Raw genomic sequence first — 14,735 nt, forward strand, 5'->3', positions numbered from 1 at the left:
ACCCCCTATCCAAGATTCTGGCTGCTGACGGAGGCAAGTATGACTTCCGTGTCAATTGCTTTCTTCTCCATCTGTGCGCCAAGGGTAAGGGCATTTGTCATCAGGTTATCCACCAGACGCGGATTCCCCTGGGAATGGCTGTGGACAGCGGAAAGGGCGGCCTGCTCTATGATGGAGGCAGAGCCTCCCGCACAGGAGATCTTGTGGAGTACATACTGCGCCACTTCTGAATCTGTGAGCCCGGTAAAGTTGTAATGCACGGTGATCCTCTGGCGCAGGGCTTCGTGGACAGGCTTGCGCAGGGTATTGTTCAGGTGCGGTTCCCCGCACAGGATGAGCGTAAAGCAGTTCAGGGAGTCATAGCCGTAGTTCATGAGCATCTTAATGTCCTCCAGGATGCCTGTGGAGAGGTACTGGGCCTCGTCAACGGCCAGAAGAAGGGGCTGCTTCTTTTCCCGGTAAAGGTAGAGGATCTGCTCCTGTATGGCCCGGAACATCCCGGGTTTGCCGCCTCTAGGCTCTACTCCCAGTACAGAGCAGAGCTGGCGGTAGAACTCCATGACGCTTACGGTGGAAAGACAGATGTACTCCATATGGTAAAGGTTCGGGTTGAGCCCCTTTGCAAAACAGCGGAGTCCAAAAGACTTCCCCATGCCCGGGCGTGCCGTGAACAGACCAATGCCCCTGGTATCCTTGAGGTAATCCAGCCGGGAGAGCATCTCAGAGATGTCCCTGGAAAGGAAACGGTCTTTTTCCCGGGCCATCTGTTTGTCAAAAGGATTGAAAGACAATCCATAGTAAGAACGGAACATCAACAGCCACCCCCTAACTTTGAGTAGTCGATGCCAGGTGTATTGTTGCGCTTCGTCCTGCAGTTCTCATTCTTATCCGTAGGGCGGATGGGATAATGCACCCCTTCGTAAAGGATGAAGGCGGAGGACATGTCATCCGGGAGGAAGCGGATCTCCACTTTTGATGAGATAAACTGCATAGGGACGTCATAGGATACCTTGTCGATGGAGACGGTAGAATCCTTATTCACTTTCCTTGTAATGCGGTTCAGGAAACATTCCTCCAGCCATTCCCTGGACGCAGGTGTCCGTATGGAAGCGCGGGTCTGCTGGTAACGGGAAAGGGGTGTAGTGCCGATGCCGGAATGGAGGGAAGTATTATAGGAGCGCATGTAATCCTTAAGGAGTCCATTGAACTGTGCCAGGGAGCTTAAGGAATCCAGATCCAGGGTATAGAGCCAGGTTTCCTTGAGTGTCCGGAACTGGCGTTCTATCTTAGCCTTGGATGCGCCATCCCGGATTTTTGTATGTAAAAGGACCGTTCCGATGGAGCCGCAGATGAGGGAAAGCTGCCCGTTCGAGTAGCTGGAACCGTTATCGACATAGAGCTTAGAAGGGATTCCATGTGCAGCCACAGCATCCTTAAGCACTTTCTGGAAGTTATAAGCTGAGTCGTTATAGAAGAGCCCGCCGCCCACCAGGAACCGGGAATGGTCATCGATGATCATGATGCAGTAGACCCGCCTGCGCAGGCCGTCTTCTGTGATATATGGAAGGTAACAGGTATCAGCCTGCCACATTTTCCCAAAGGCGTCCTCTTCAAAAGCCTTCCTGTCCCGCATGTTCGGGTTACGTGCCGATTTCAGGTCATGTTTCTTTACAAAACGCTGGACAGCACACACGCTGACAGAGGCAGGGATGAACGCCTCTTCCACAAGGTGGCGGTGGATCTGCGTGGAGTTAAGCCTTGGGAAAGCTTCCTTAAGCCGGTAGATCTCCTCGATGGCTGTATCCGTCAGGACCCGTGTGCCGCCCTTGTCGGAGCGTTCCCGGGGCATAAGTGCATCGATGCCGCCGTTCTGGTAGAGAGACACCCACTTGCTGATAGTCTTGGGGCTGTAGCGGAAGGCGGAACCATCAGGCAGGGTGAGCGGGTTCTCGGTGATGCGTTGGTAATAGGCATTTCTGGACGCATCAGGATAAAGGCCATGGATGACCGGTGCGATGAGGGCAAGCCGGAACTGTGCCATGGCGGCAGCGTCCGAAAGGTTCTTTTGTTTGTTGTCCATAAAAATATCCTCCTTAAATGGTTTTCTGCCATTATAAAGGAGTTTCCTCAGGGAGACCATGCCTGGTCGTGTGGTCGTGGAAAAGCAGTTCAGGGACCGAACACTTGTTGGCAGTAAGACGCCGGATTTTTATGGGACTGGAGGAAGGATTTTGCAAAACGGCGGACAAAGGCGGAAGCAAAATCAGAATAGGAGGGCTGGGAGAACAGTGTCTTCAGGAAGGAGAGGGAAGAGACTTCCATAGAGGAAAGTGCCCCGAGCCATTCTTCCTTCTGCACCAGGAAGAGTTCCAGAAAACGGTGCAGTTGGGAAAGGGTGATGGAGAAACGCCTGCAGAGGCCCTCTATAGTAGAGAGGTGCAGGAAATACTCTGCCAGGACACGGAGGATGAAGAACAGGCCGTAGCCGGAATAGGGGATGATGAAATCCGGGAGGATGGCATGGGTATGGCCGCAGGTGCAGATGAGGCGAAGGATGCAGAGGCTGTGTCGGACAGGGGCGCCATCTATGAAATCCACCAGGGAACGGTCATAATAGGCATGGATCTTGCAGCTGCCTGCTGCCCCACAGAAGGGACAGGTCTGCAGATGGGGACGGAATCCAACCATGAAAGACTCAAATAGTGCTTTTGATGAAGTTTTTATATGGATCAGCTTGCAAAATAGGGAGTTTTCTCTTATCATAGTATATGTCGGTAGTGCCAAAGCCTCACGAGTGGGACATGATCCCGTATATGGCAGGCACGCTGGTGTGAGAGAAAGAACAAACTGTAGGAGGTTGGTGTTCTTTCTCTTTTTTTTGTTCCAAAAAAACTATATCGGAACAGGCAGGAATGGTCAAGAGGAAAATGCGCCGTTTCCTACAGCGCGCTCTGATAGACAGTATTAAGAAGATGAGATTTTAATTCGATGTTTTTGTGCGGGAGATAGGAACTTTAGTTTGCTGGGCGACAGTGGACGTGCTGGAGGAAGAAGGGTTCGGGAAAAGAACCGGAAAAAAGCGTCAGTCTGGTTATGTGGTGTATCCAGAGTTTTCGTTCAGGGAGGAAGTGTTAAGGGATTGCACAAATGAAAATTATGAGCAGTATCTCACGTGGCAGGAAGCCCTTGGGGAAGATGAAGAGTATCTTACTGTGAGCTACCGGAGCCTGCTATAAGGATTTTTGCTTTACCGTGAAAAAGGAAGAGGCACAAAAATACCGGGAGTATCAGGATGGCGCCCCTTATCTGATACAGAATGTTTTCCCGGATATGTCTTGCGAGGATAGGGGGCTTTTTGCGATAGGCCAGAATATGTGCGGTGCATGCTTTAAAAAGTTATTCTCTTTTGATCAGGAAGGGGATGATAAGGATTAAACAATATTTTTTGTTGTATTCTTGTAATGAATGGAAAGCGTTCAGTAGTATGAGATTAGTCGGGGTATCAATGGATCTGAATGTAATCTATATTATGGTTGGATCAAAAATAAAAACCGGCGATATGCTGTACCAAAGCGATAATAAAAAAGAGTCATGGGAAATCTTTCAGCGGGATTATAGGTTGGGAGAGGTAGAATTAGATCAGTTAAAATACGGTTTTGTAGATATATACGAAGAATATAGTGTATCGAGCCGGGAATTTTCTGAAGAGTTTTTCGAATCAGAGATTGTTCAGAAGACATTGATGGAATAGTAGTACACCCGCTAATCCGATACTGTTTATGCAGTATTCGGATTAGCGGGTTATTTTTTGCTTGTATTTATATTTATTGGTGTCCAACACCAAAATAACGGGAAACAGCTTTGCTTCGCATATTGTTGAAAGCAATCATGGCTTTTGCCTGACGGACAGCTTGCACGACCTCGTCAAAGCAGTCCGTAGGGATATTGATCATTAAGGCAGCCGGTTTTCCATTGTTGGTAATGACCACTTCTCCGTCTGCGGAAAGATTATCCCATAGGTTTTTGGTTTCGGTTCTTAAATCGCATACAGAATAGAAATTCATAAATAGCACCTCCTTGCACCCATAGAATAACACCAGATGGGTATGAAACGTATATGGAATTATGGTAGAACCTACAATTTCTGCGGACTGTTCAGCATGAATGGGCAGTCAATGGGCAAGGAAAGACCTTACCCTCTGGCTGCCGTTCAATGGAAAAATCCTTACTTAGTTTGGATTCTGATTATGAGTAGAGCTGTTTGCATAAGGGAACACCGGGGGCTGCAGTTTAAATTGGAAAGTCTCTCTGGCCACGATGCCGAGAGTGCTGTCGCTGTCGTATAGCTTCAGCAGGAACTCCGCCATCTGCCGGCTTGTGTGGTAAGTGCCAAACGCTTTGTCATAATCGTAGGCATCCACGTTGTTGGCCTTTTTCCCGAACTCCGTTTTTGTTGCCGCAGGAGCCAGAACTTTGGCCCGCATTTTTGCTCCTGTTTCAATCAGCTCCCAAGCTAGCCCTTCGGTAAACGTACTGACATAGAATTTTGTCGCACAATAGGTAACAGCAGTAGGGACAATCGTATATCCTCCCGCCGAAGATATATTGATAAGTTGTGTTCCGGGAACGTCCTTATAGTCACGAACGAACAGCGAAGACAAGATAGTGAGAGCCTCAACATTCAGCCGGAGCATGGTGTCAATCTTCCCCAAGTCCTGCTGTGCCACGCTGTCGTAATTTCCAAAGCCTGCGTTGTTGACCCAGGTTTCCAGTTGGAAGTCCTTTAAATCGGAATAAAACTGATATACATTCTCCCGCACAGACAGGTCAACAGTCCTGATTACGACATCCAGTGTGGGGTGCCGCTCTGTGACTTCACGCTTTAGGGCTTCAAGATTTTCTGTGCGGCGGGCGGCGACAATCAGATTCCTCCCCCGATTCGCAAAGGCTTTTGCGGTTTCCCTCCCGATCCCGGAACTGGCCCCGGTAACAACAGTGTATTTTTTTGTTGGCTTCATTTGCAATTCCTCCATTCATCAAGTATAATAAGAGCATACAATGTAGAGTAAACTCTACGTCAAGAGGATGGAGGGAGTTTTTTGGACTATTCCATTGGAGAATTTTCAAAGGCCACGGGGCTGGGGATACATACCCTGCGCTACTATGAGCATGAAAACCTGATTATCCCGTTACGGAACTCCAGCAACCGCCGCCGCTATTCGGAAAAAGATATTGCCTGGATTGCTTTTATTAAGCGTCTAAAAGCAACGGGGATGCCAATTAAGGAAATCAAAAAATATGCGGCGTTACGGGCCAAAGGGGATGTTACTCTTTCCGAACGTATGGAAATGCTGATGCAGCACCGCCAATCCCTGGATGAGCGGATCAGGCAACTGCAGGAACATGAGGCCATGTTGGACGAAAAAATCGCTTTTTACCGGCAGGAGATTGAGTGTCGCCGGGAGGGTGAGCCTTAAATCTGCAGCAGCCTTTCTATGTTACCGCCCAAAGCCAGTTCTGTGACAGAAAGGGATGGACTGACAAATTCAATAAGCTGTCTGCATAACTGCGGCTCCCCAAACGGCGCATCAGAACCCAACAGACATTTTTCCGGTACTTCCGTCAGGGCCGTTTTGACTGACAACGGTGTAAAAGCTGCGGACAAGTCCAAGTATGCCTGTCCATGCTCCTTTGCAAAGGCGATTACATCCATCCAGTTTGAGCCGCCCATGTGTCCGAAGATAACCGGCACAGCAGGGTGTTTCCGGCACAGTTCCATGAGGGCTTTTATGCCGTTTGGCGTAACCGGGTTAAAGGTATGTACCCAAATGGGAAGAGTTTGATAATCTTCCAAAGCCTTAAATATAGGTTCTAACTGCTCAATCTGCGTTTCAGAACCTGGGGTAAATTCGCCAATGCCTTTGAAAGAGTTCCCAATGATATGTTGGGATACCCACTCTGCTGTTGCCTGTTCGGAAATCCCCAGCGGAATCGGGCCAAAACCGTAGAACCGATCTGGCGCAGTCCGTATAGCCTGATTCAGCTCCAGAATGGTGTCTTTCATTTTTGATATTCGCGTTTCGGGAGAATAGCTGCCGGACAGGAGTTGGTACAGCACTTGCATTTCTGCGCCGATTGCATCCAAAGTCGCAGTTGCGGCCCTCTCAACATGAGGGGTCGTTGTAAACAAGATTGCTTTGTCCACTCCGGCATCATCCATTTTCTTAATCTGCATGGATGTGGGGAGCATAACGTGTTGGTGACTGTCTACAATCATGGTATCCATTCCTTTCTTTGCTCTTATATGACAAGATCAAGCATATCACAGGCAGGAAGGGTGAACAAGTACGCACTTTTTTGATATGTAGTGTCTTTTTTGATAGTGCATTATGGAGGAAAATTTATGGCAAAATCAATCGCTGTTACGGAACAATGCCCAATGGAGATCGGTCTCAATGTGTTAAGCGGGAAGTGGAAACTGAAAATTTTGTGGCAGATTTCCAAAGGAGCGGTGCGGTTCAACGAATTGCAGCGGTGTCTAGGCAAGATCACCACCAAGACCCTGACGCAGCAGCTTCGTGAACTGGAAGATCAGAAAATCATTCAGAGAACAGTCTACCCAGAAAACCCACCAAAAGTAGAATATGCTTTGACAGAACTTGGTGAGAGTATCTGTCCCGTTTTGAAGTCGCTGTGCGATTGGGGAACAAATTATCAAGTTGCTATTTCAAAAAATCTTTTTAGCGAATGAGACAAGACCTGGTATCGTTGCCCTCTACTCTTTGAACATCCATTGAACGATGGGGCTGATAACAGAAATAGGAAGCAGTTTAGAGAAAAACACCAGCAGTTTGTTATATAAACCAGCAGTTGTTGATCGCCTTCCTTTCATCAGACTTTTATAGCCGATGGACGCAACATCTTCTGGCTGCATTACAAAGAGCTTGAAAAGCAGTGTGTTCTCAATATTTGCCTTGCTTGCAAAAAGGGTCTTTGTTGCACCAGGGCACAAACAAGTAACAGTAACACCAGTTCCTTTAAGTTCTTGATAAAGCCCATTTGAAAAAGAGAGGACATAGGCTTTTGTGGCAGCATATACCGTATCGCATGGACAGGGCATATATGCTCCCGTAGAACCCACATTCAAGATTCGTCCATACCCACGCTCTATCATTCCGGGCAAAAACAGCTTTGTTAAAGCTGTCAAAACTTTAATATGTACTTGTATCATGTCAAGTTCTTCGGAGAGCCGCGTGTCAGTAAAATATCCTGTTTCATTAAACCCAGCATTATTGATAAGAACATCAACAGACAATCCAAGTTCTCTGGCCTTGTCCGCAATTAACTCGGTTGCCCCATTCTCTGCCAAATCGCAGGAAATACATTCAACCGAAACTTGATAGCATGATTGTAGTTCTGCCTGCTGCCGCTGGAGTTTTGCCTTACTTCTTGATACAAGAACGAGATTATTTCTTTCTCTTGCAAATTTTTCAGCAAAAGCGGCTCCAATCCCGCTTGTAGTACCTGTAATCAAAACAGTGTCCACTTCGCTTTCTCCTTTGCGTTGGAATAAACTCACATCTGGATGTATCTCCGATGTGCAAAATTTATTGATGTGCCCGAATATATTCAGCCTTAACTTTATCAATCGTTTTCCCGCTTTTTGAACTTTCTTAAAAACAGCACCAGGAGGATAACCCCTTGGTGCTGTTAGACGGTTTACAGGCTTTTGTAGGAAACCAGCTCGCTCACAGGGATTCGTGTTTGGCTGTGCCGTTCTGGGTCAGCAAAGTTTTCCCCTGCATAGCCAATCACCAGGATATTGACTGGCTCCAGATTGGCGGGGAGGTCGAATCACCGTAATTTTATCGGAATATTATCTTAAAAGCAATAGTTATTTATGACTCTTGATTTTATATTTTACTATTAAGTGGGTATTGCAAGATGAGCATAGTAATATTATTATGTACAAAAAGGAGGAGATGATTAAATTGGGACAATATGATGCTGTGGGAGGATGCTGTTAAATGAATCAGTATAAGATTATGCTTGTTGATGATGAGCCGGCTATATTGGATTTGTTGGAAAGGGCTTTAAACATAGAGGGGTTTTACAATATCACGAAAATTGACAATGGGCTTTCTGCTGTAACCACATGCAGGGAAATGGAGCCGGATGTGATGGTTTTAGATGTCATGCTGCCGGATATAGACGGGTATGAAGTGTGTAAACAGATCCGGGAGTTTTCCCACTGCCCTGTTTTGTTCCTTTCTTCAAAAAATGATGAACTGGATAAAATACTTGGACTGGCTGTCGGAGGCGATGATTACGTTACAAAACCGTTCAGTCCGAAAGAGATAGCATACAGGGTAAAAGCACAGTTACGCCGCGCAGAATACAGGCAAGCTCCAATCCGGGATTTTTCTGTTAAAATCGGCGAACTGATGATAGACACTGACGGCTGCAGGGTTGTGAAGAATGGAAAAGAAATCGGGCTGACTGCGCGGGAATTTGAGATTTTGCGGTATCTGGCGGAGAACTTGGGACGGGTGATCAGCCGGGAGCGCTTGTATGAAACGATCTGGGGCGAGGACAGCTTTGGGTGTGATAATACGATGATGGTGCATATCCGTCATCTTCGAGAAAAATTAGAGGAAAACCCTGCGGCGCCCAAATATATTATCACGATGAAAGGATTAGGCTATAAACTGGTGAATCCATATGAAAAATAAAAAGAATCCATTTTTACGAATCTTCATTTTCGTGGCAGTATTACTTCTCATCGCTGCCGCTGCCGCAATCGGCATGTTTTATTATTTTTTCGGAATCACTGAGCCGGAGGGCTTAAGCCTTGCTTCATGGCCGAATCGGTTTACGGATAATTTTTCCATATGGATGGGGAACGATAACGGCGAGATCAAGATAGAAGAAATAGGGCTTGAACGGCTGGATGAATATGGGCTGTGGCTTCAGGTCATTGATGAGACAGGGCAGGAAGTTTTCTCCCGCAACAAGCCCGAGAATTACCCGGCAAGATACTCTGCGTCTGAACTGATTTCACTTTCCGGGGGTGCTTATGAGCAGGGATATACAGTTTTTGTGAGCAGTTATGAAAGTCTTGAAGGAACATGGAGTTATTTGATCGGGTTTCCTTATGCCATAGGAAAACATATGCTTTATTACAACGGGGAGCATGTCGGACGGCTTTCGTTTTTGTTCCTCATGGGAATCTCCTTTATCTTGTGCTTCGTTTTTCTGTTCATGGTTTGGTATGGCTTCTGGCTTACCAGGCATCTTGGCAGGATCGCAAAAGGTATCGGGGATATTTCCCTGCGTTCCTATGTTCCGCTGACCGAAAAAGGAGTGTTTGGCGAAGTCTACGGGGCGATCAATCAGATGGATATAGAGCTCCGCAAGAGTGATAAGGTCCAGGAGGATACGGAACGGCTCCGCAGAGAATGGATTGTAAATATTACCCACGATCTAAAGACGCCGCTCTCACCCATTAAAGGCTATGCGGAGCTGCTTATGGGAACCCCTGCCCCTGATAAGGAAGCGGTACGGGAATACGGTGGGATTATTTTAAAAAGCGCGAATTACACAGAGAAAATGATGAATGACCTGAAGCTGACCTATCAGCTGGATTCAGGTGCAGTTCCATATCATCCGCAGACGGTACGCCTTGTCCGCTTCTTAAAAGAGCTGGTCATTGATATTGTAAATGACCCTGCTTTTGCAAACCGCAGGATTGGGTTTGAAAGCAATATACAGGAATGCCAGGTCAGTCTTGATATCGGCTTGTTCCGCCGTGCGGTGAATAACCTTATCATTAATGCTTTGACGCATAACCCGCCGGAAACAGAAGTGACCATCCGCATAGACTTTGGCGCAGAGAAGAAAGTGCTGATCTGTATTTCCGATAACGGGACAGGCATGAGTGAAAAGGAACAGTCGGAGCTTTTCAACCGGTATTACAGAGGGACAAACACGAAGGAGAAACCAGAAGGGAGCGGTCTTGGACTTGCGATTGCAAAGCAGATTATCACACTCCATGGCGGCAATATTGATGTCAGGAGCAGATTAGGTGAAGGAACATGTTTTACGATTATTCTTTCTTTGGGAAATCCATAACTTAAGAGAGATAAATTAAGGTTAACTTAAGATACAGAAAAGCACTGCCTAAGATAGATGATTTATGCTAAGAGCTAAGTCATCTATTTTTTATGCAGTAATGCATCCGCAGGAAACTTAGCCAGGCATGCATATCAGGCAGATACTGTCTTTGGCAAACCACTAGGAGGAAGATGGATATAAACTTATTATACGAGGAGGTTTTATATGGAATTACAGTTACAGGATTTAAGAAAACAGTACGGTGAGAAATGTGCCGTCAACAATGTGAGCGCTAATTTAGCGCCGGGGATATATGGGCTGCTTGGCGCAAACGGCGCAGGCAAGACGACGCTCATGCGGATGATATGCGGCGTTTTGAAACCAACTTCGGGTAGTATCTGCCTGAATGGAAAGACGGTGGAACAGTTAGGCGAGCAGTATTATACCCATTTGGGATATATGCCGCAGGATTTTGGCTTTTATCCGGATTTCACCGCCCGCGAATTTATGCTGTATATGGCGGCAGTGAAGGGCCTTGATAAAAAACTGGCAAAAAAACGGACAGAAAATCTGCTTCATATGGTCAATCTCTCTGATGTGGCGGATAAGAAGATCAAGTCCTACTCCGGCGGCATGAAGCAGCGTCTGGGGATTGCGCAGGCAGAACTGAACAGCCCGGCTATTCTGATACTGGATGAGCCTACGGCAGGGCTTGACCCAAAAGAAAGAGTACGTTTCCGCAATCTGATCTCTGATTTTGCAAAAGAAAAGATCGTGATTCTGTCCACACATATTGTTTCGGATGTTTCTTATATTGCGGATACCATATTGATGATGAAGGAGGGGCATTTTCTTCTGCAGGAGCCGATGAGTACGGTTACAGACAGTATCAGGGGCAAGGTATGGGAGCTTTTGGTTGATGAAAGGACGGCGGCAGAATACAGCAGGAAATTTTCTGTTGTGAATCTTCACCATGAAAACAATATGGTAAGGTTACGCATGATAGAGGAAACGGCGCCGGGGGAAGATGCACAGGCTGTGGAGCCGAGCCTGGAAGATTTATTTCTGTATCATTTTGGGGAAGAAGCTGAACAACAGGAGGAAAGGTAATATGTTGGTAAAATATGAGTTTTTGAAAATATTGCGTAAAAAATATACGTTAATCGTGATGGCGGTCAGTCTGGTTTTGACAGGATTCCTTTTCGGGTTGCCCATGATACAGTTCCAGATCTACAATCAGGACGGCGTGATAAAAGGGGCAAAGGGGATCGCGTATGAAAAGGAGCAGTTTGCAGATTTATCTGTCCCTTTATCCGAAGAATATGTTGCCGAAACAATCCGGGAAGTGCAGGGGTTGTTTGAAGATCCGGATAATGTCGGAACGGACGGAAACGAGCAATTCTTAGTCGGCGACGCCTATTGGAACGGAGTTGCGCCAAGGGAAAAACTGCTGAACCTGATTGCCGATACTTACAGCAGCCCAAATGACAGTTGGGGCTACAATCATCTTCCTGAGGTGGAGGTAAAAGAGGAAAACCCCTTTTACCAGGCGATGAAAGGGAAGATACAGACCCTGCTCGACAGTCCGTCCCGGGCATTGACCGATGAGCAAAAAGAGTATTGGGGAGGTATGGCTGACAAGGTAGGTATACCGCTGCAGTATGGATATCATGGGGGATGGGAGATCATTATAAGCAGCTTTGAGCTTCTGATGTTTGCATTGCTGGCCATCTGCATTGTGATTGCCCCTGTCTTTTCCGGCGAATACCAGGCGGGAACGGATGCGGTGATCTTGTCTGCAAAGTATGGGAAGACAAAGCTGACGACAGCAAAGATCGCAGCATCGCTTTTATTTGGAACGGCGGCATTTATCCTCCATGTTGTTGTGGCGTGCGGCCTGCCGCTTGCAGCGTTTGGGACAGATGGATGGAATCTGCCGCTTCAGATTGCAAATACCACAATCCCTTACCCATACACATTTTTACAGGCGGCGTTAATAAATATTGGCGTTATTTACCTGGTACTGCTTGCAATGATCGGGGTGACGCTTCTTTTGTCCGCAAAGATGAAAAGCCCGTATGCTGTGCTGATTATTCTTGTCCCGCTCCTGTTCATCCCTATGTTCTTAACGCCTAACGGAACCACAGGGGCATATAATCTGCTGCTATTTTTACTGCCCTACCGTTCGACAATGCCGGAATTTGGCAAATATATTTCGTATCAATTCGGCGGTATGGTTTTTGATGTACTCACCGTAAGGGCAGTACTCTATACTGTTTTAACTGTAATTATGTTGTCGTTAGCAAGGTTGGGATTTAAGAAACATCAGGTTGCGTAAGGAGGTAATGTATGAGAAAGAAAAAAAGAATGGTTATAGGCATTATGATAATTTTGGCGGCCATTGTCGTTGGCGTAACGGTGGTCAGCCAGTCCCCCAGATGGTCTGAAAAATCATTTAAGGCCATTGTCCAGGAAACTGTCACACAGCCGGATGGAGAGATTCGGCTGGTGATCGAACGGACAACAGAAGTCTACGGCAGTCCGGTCAATTCACTTGGCATTAGCGAAGATACAAAACTGCTTGGTAAAGATGGGGAAGAACTGTCAATTGATGATTTTCAACAAGGGAATGCAGTTACAGTAAAACTCAAGGATGCATTTACAGAAGAAACACCCTATTATTACCCGACCGTATATGAGATAAAAAAGATGGAATAGGGTTCATTGTTTATTTGTTGTGATTTGTGTAGTATAATCATCTTTAATCGCTGGCAGGGGATATTGGGGAAAGGGAGCAAAAATGGCCTACAAGATATTGATTATTGATGATGATACCGAACTTCTCAGGATGCTGAAGAAATATTTTGAGATAAAAAAGTATGAGATTATTACGGCAGAAAATGGAACAGAAGGGTTAAACAAGATAAAGCTTAAGCCGGATATCATACTTCTGGATGTAAATATGCCGGACATTGACGGGATAGAGGTATGCCGGATGATACGGGATAAAGTAACCTGCCCTGTTTTGTTCCTGACTGCACGGGTGGAAGAGCAGGACGTTGTGAACGGGCTTTCTTCGGGAGGCGACGACTATATTTTAAAGCCCTTTAGTCTCAGCTCTGACGCTTAAAAAAAAATTAATAAAAAAACCTCCCATTTTATGGGAAGATGCGCGATAATAGAAGTAACCAAACAACTATTTTTTCGCACCACCATAAAAGAGAGGAGGTTTTACTATGAAGCAAGAATAAAAATCAGAAGAAAAGAGGTTAGGGAACACCTGGAACAGTTGAACCTTGCATGTGAATTAGCCAAGCTAATCCGGCATTTTTTCCCAGATCTTTTACCCCTGTTAAAACAGATTCCAGATCCCAGAAACCAGAGCTATATTACCTATCCTGCTGTGTTACTTCTTATGACCCGTATCCTTTCTTCTCTATTTTACATCAGCAGTATGAGGAAAACAAGTGAAGAATTCAATTCCAGTGAAATGATCAAAAACATCTGGCATCTATCCGGGGAGGAACAGACCGTGGAGGAGCTTCCCTACTGGGAAACCATCAACCGGTATCTGGAAAAAGTAGATCCGGAAAAATTGCAGGACATCTTAAACCGCCTTTGCAGCAGGCTTCTTTGCAGCCGGGCTTTTGAAAATATGCGAATCAGGGGCAAGTACTGGCAGGTGATCATAGATGGAACGCAGCTTTGCAGCAGCCGGAGGGAACTGGATGGGAAAAGCCTGCACCGGACCCATAACAAGGGGACGGAAAAAGAGTATCAGGAGAACTATTATTATGTGCTGGAAGCAAAGCTGGTACTGCATCCGAAAATCCTGATCAGTATTCAGACGGAATTTGTGGATAATGAAGAGGGAAAAGAAATGGAGAAACAGGACTGTGAAAGGAAGGCCTGCTGGCGTTTAATGGAAAAGCTGAAAAAAGCGTTTCCAAGGTTGCCGATCTGCCTGTGCGGGGACAGTCTGTATGCCTGTGAAGGTTTCTTTGAGAGATGCAAAGGAAAAAACTGGCGGTATATCCTGCGGTATAAGGAGGGGAGCATCCCGAGCATTGGGGAAGAATACAGAGAACTGAAAGAAATGGAGAAGAATTACCAGGAGCGCGAAACACAGACTGGGAAGGAATGGTATGATTACGTGACAGATATAGATTATAAAGGACATCAGGTAAATCTGGCAGAGTATGGAGAAAGCGGGGAGCATATCTGCAAAAAGGGCAGGAAAAAGGGAAAAGCAGAAACGATCCGGAAAGAATTCTGGTTTCTCACAGATCTGCCAATCACCAGAAAAAATGTGGCAGGACTGGTGGAGCGCGGAAGGATGAGATGGAGAATCGAGAATGATGGGTTCAACGCGCAGAAAAGGCAGGGATACCATCTGGAACACCAGTACAGCAGGAATTATCAGGCACTGAAAAACCATTATTATCTGATCCAGATTGGGCACATGATCAGCCAGATCATGGAGGCTTGGGAAAAAATATGGAAAAAGGTAAAGCAGAGTAGGGAGCAAAAGCACAGGAGGATACTGGAATCCATGAAAGAGACTCCATTGAGAGAATACAAGGAAGAGATCGCTAAAAAGATACAAATACGGTTGATATAGA

Annotated in this window: 18 protein-coding genes and 1 pseudogene; 12 read left to right on the plus strand and 7 right to left on the minus strand. The window is 46.2% G+C overall.

What is annotated here, in order from left to right; translation table 11 throughout:
* Positions 1-5: 5 nt before the first annotated feature.
* The 3 genes from VSQ62_RS31595 to VSQ62_RS32580 form a co-directional block, all read right to left on the minus strand.
* Positions 6-812 carry an ExeA family protein gene (locus VSQ62_RS31595; protein ID WP_120397164.1) on the minus strand — a complete coding sequence of 269 codons (807 nt, stop codon included), beginning with the start codon at positions 810-812 and terminating at the stop codon, positions 6-8.
* Entirely contained in the window at positions 812-2,080 is a 1,269-nt protein-coding gene (locus VSQ62_RS31600) for a DDE-type integrase/transposase/recombinase (RefSeq protein WP_120397163.1), read from the minus strand. The genes VSQ62_RS31595 and VSQ62_RS31600 overlap by 1 nt, the downstream gene beginning before the upstream one ends.
* A gap of 89 nt (positions 2,081-2,169) precedes the next feature.
* Positions 2,170-2,763, minus strand: a complete 594-nt coding sequence (locus VSQ62_RS32580; protein ID WP_350339916.1) for a DUF6431 domain-containing protein — start codon at positions 2,761-2,763, stop codon at positions 2,170-2,172.
* Positions 2,764-3,038: 275 nt separating this feature from the next.
* On the opposite strand from VSQ62_RS32580, the gene VSQ62_RS31610 reads away from it, so the two are divergent.
* From VSQ62_RS31610 to VSQ62_RS31620, 3 genes are read left to right on the plus strand one after another with little or no spacing between them, the layout of a single operon-like run.
* Positions 3,039-3,236 (plus strand): DUF4313 domain-containing protein, encoded by a 198-nt coding sequence (locus tag VSQ62_RS31610; protein WP_334638713.1) that lies wholly within the window; start codon positions 3,039-3,041, stop codon positions 3,234-3,236.
* A gap of 16 nt (positions 3,237-3,252) precedes the next feature.
* On the plus strand, positions 3,253-3,435 hold the full coding sequence (locus VSQ62_RS31615) for a hypothetical protein (protein WP_334638714.1): 183 nt from the start codon (positions 3,253-3,255) through the stop codon (positions 3,433-3,435).
* 49 nt (positions 3,436-3,484) lie between these two features.
* A complete protein-coding gene (locus VSQ62_RS31620; protein ID WP_155962289.1) occupies positions 3,485-3,751 on the plus strand; it encodes a hypothetical protein in 267 nt (88 codons plus the stop codon).
* 73 nt (positions 3,752-3,824) lie between these two features.
* On the opposite strand, the gene VSQ62_RS31625 is transcribed toward VSQ62_RS31620, so the two are convergent.
* Complete coding sequence (locus VSQ62_RS31625) at positions 3,825-4,064, minus strand: hypothetical protein (RefSeq protein WP_016222310.1); 240 nt, start codon at positions 4,062-4,064, stop codon at positions 3,825-3,827.
* 165 nt (positions 4,065-4,229) lie between these two features.
* On the minus strand, positions 4,230-5,018 hold the full coding sequence (locus tag VSQ62_RS31630) for an SDR family NAD(P)-dependent oxidoreductase (RefSeq protein ID WP_016222309.1): 789 nt from the start codon (positions 5,016-5,018) through the stop codon (positions 4,230-4,232).
* A gap of 81 nt (positions 5,019-5,099) precedes the next feature.
* Here VSQ62_RS31630 and VSQ62_RS31635 point away from each other — a divergent pair, with 81 nt between their 5' ends.
* The gene (locus tag VSQ62_RS31635) at positions 5,100-5,477 is read left to right on the plus strand and encodes a MerR family transcriptional regulator (protein ID WP_016220987.1); all 378 of its coding nucleotides are present in this window, start codon (positions 5,100-5,102) and stop codon (positions 5,475-5,477) included.
* On the opposite strand, the gene VSQ62_RS31640 is transcribed toward VSQ62_RS31635, so the two are convergent.
* A complete protein-coding gene (locus VSQ62_RS31640; RefSeq protein WP_334638715.1) occupies positions 5,474-6,277 on the minus strand; it encodes an amidohydrolase family protein in 804 nt (267 codons plus the stop codon). The two genes, VSQ62_RS31635 and VSQ62_RS31640, sit on opposite strands and share 4 nt — an antisense overlap.
* Positions 6,278-6,403: 126 nt before the next feature.
* On the opposite strand from VSQ62_RS31640, the gene VSQ62_RS31645 reads away from it, so the two are divergent.
* Entirely contained in the window at positions 6,404-6,751 is a 348-nt protein-coding gene (locus VSQ62_RS31645; protein ID WP_334638716.1) for a winged helix-turn-helix transcriptional regulator, read from the plus strand.
* A 24-nt stretch (positions 6,752-6,775) separates the two neighbouring features.
* Here the strand turns inward: VSQ62_RS31645 and VSQ62_RS31650 are convergent, their stop codons facing one another.
* Positions 6,776-7,546 (minus strand): SDR family NAD(P)-dependent oxidoreductase, encoded by a 771-nt coding sequence (locus tag VSQ62_RS31650; protein ID WP_334638717.1) that lies wholly within the window; start codon positions 7,544-7,546, stop codon positions 6,776-6,778.
* A gap of 481 nt (positions 7,547-8,027) precedes the next feature.
* Between VSQ62_RS31650 and VSQ62_RS31660 the strand changes: the two genes are divergently transcribed.
* From VSQ62_RS31660 to VSQ62_RS31690, 7 genes and pseudogenes are all read left to right on the plus strand, one after another.
* Positions 8,028-8,732: a response regulator transcription factor gene (locus VSQ62_RS31660; RefSeq protein ID WP_016220983.1), complete on the plus strand. Its 705-nt coding sequence runs from the start codon at positions 8,028-8,030 to the stop codon at positions 8,730-8,732.
* Positions 8,722-10,131 carry a sensor histidine kinase gene (locus VSQ62_RS31665; RefSeq protein ID WP_334638718.1) on the plus strand — a complete coding sequence of 470 codons (1,410 nt, stop codon included), beginning with the start codon at positions 8,722-8,724 and terminating at the stop codon, positions 10,129-10,131. Before VSQ62_RS31660 ends, VSQ62_RS31665 begins: the two co-directional genes overlap by 11 nt.
* Before the next feature lie 207 nt (positions 10,132-10,338).
* The gene (locus VSQ62_RS31670) at positions 10,339-11,223 is read left to right on the plus strand and encodes an ABC transporter ATP-binding protein (RefSeq protein WP_016220981.1); all 885 of its coding nucleotides are present in this window, start codon (positions 10,339-10,341) and stop codon (positions 11,221-11,223) included.
* Position 11,224: 1 nt separating this feature from the next.
* Complete coding sequence (locus VSQ62_RS31675; RefSeq protein WP_334638719.1) at positions 11,225-12,451, plus strand: ABC transporter permease; 1,227 nt, start codon at positions 11,225-11,227, stop codon at positions 12,449-12,451.
* Positions 12,452-12,462: 11 nt separating this feature from the next.
* Complete coding sequence (locus tag VSQ62_RS31680; protein WP_016220979.1) at positions 12,463-12,831, plus strand: hypothetical protein; 369 nt, start codon at positions 12,463-12,465, stop codon at positions 12,829-12,831.
* Positions 12,832-12,913: 82 nt separating this feature from the next.
* A pseudogene (locus tag VSQ62_RS31685) lies at positions 12,914-13,228 on the plus strand (response regulator transcription factor); the annotation flags it as partial.
* 45 nt (positions 13,229-13,273) lie between these two features.
* Complete coding sequence (locus tag VSQ62_RS31690; protein WP_334633611.1) at positions 13,274-14,734, plus strand: transposase; 1,461 nt, start codon at positions 13,274-13,276, stop codon at positions 14,732-14,734.
* Position 14,735: the final 1 nt, after the last annotated feature.

Origin of the sequence: Sporofaciens sp. JLR.KK001 (assembly GCF_036941055.1) — a bacterium.
Taxonomy (GTDB): domain Bacteria; phylum Bacillota; class Clostridia; order Lachnospirales; family Lachnospiraceae; genus Sporofaciens.

Bases quoted from the DNA above. Each gene is read 5' to 3' on its own strand.
- VSQ62_RS31625 (WP_016222310.1), bottom strand. From the start codon at position 4,064: ATGAATTTCTATTCTGTATGCGATTTAAGAACCGAAACCAAAAACCTA.
- VSQ62_RS31660 (WP_016220983.1), top strand. From the start codon at position 8,028: ATGAATCAGTATAAGATTATGCTTGTTGATGATGAGCCGGCTATATTG.
- VSQ62_RS31645 (WP_334638716.1), top strand. From the start codon at position 6,404: ATGGCAAAATCAATCGCTGTTACGGAACAATGCCCAATGGAGATCGGT.
- VSQ62_RS31630 (WP_016222309.1), bottom strand. From the start codon at position 5,018: ATGAAGCCAACAAAAAAATACACTGTTGTTACCGGGGCCAGTTCCGGG.
- VSQ62_RS31640 (WP_334638715.1), bottom strand. From the start codon at position 6,277: ATGATTGTAGACAGTCACCAACACGTTATGCTCCCCACATCCATGCAG.
- VSQ62_RS31595 (WP_120397164.1), bottom strand. From the start codon at position 812: ATGTTCCGTTCTTACTATGGATTGTCTTTCAATCCTTTTGACAAACAG.
- VSQ62_RS31600 (WP_120397163.1), bottom strand. From the start codon at position 2,080: ATGGACAACAAACAAAAGAACCTTTCGGACGCTGCCGCCATGGCACAG.
- VSQ62_RS31670 (WP_016220981.1), top strand. From the start codon at position 10,339: ATGGAATTACAGTTACAGGATTTAAGAAAACAGTACGGTGAGAAATGT.
- VSQ62_RS31690 (WP_334633611.1), top strand. From the start codon at position 13,274: ATGGGAAGATGCGCGATAATAGAAGTAACCAAACAACTATTTTTTCGC.
- VSQ62_RS32580 (WP_350339916.1), bottom strand. From the start codon at position 2,763: ATGATAAGAGAAAACTCCCTATTTTGCAAGCTGATCCATATAAAAACT.
- VSQ62_RS31665 (WP_334638718.1), top strand. From the start codon at position 8,722: ATGAAAAATAAAAAGAATCCATTTTTACGAATCTTCATTTTCGTGGCA.
- VSQ62_RS31675 (WP_334638719.1), top strand. From the start codon at position 11,225: ATGTTGGTAAAATATGAGTTTTTGAAAATATTGCGTAAAAAATATACG.
- VSQ62_RS31680 (WP_016220979.1), top strand. From the start codon at position 12,463: ATGAGAAAGAAAAAAAGAATGGTTATAGGCATTATGATAATTTTGGCG.
- VSQ62_RS31620 (WP_155962289.1), top strand. From the start codon at position 3,485: ATGAGATTAGTCGGGGTATCAATGGATCTGAATGTAATCTATATTATG.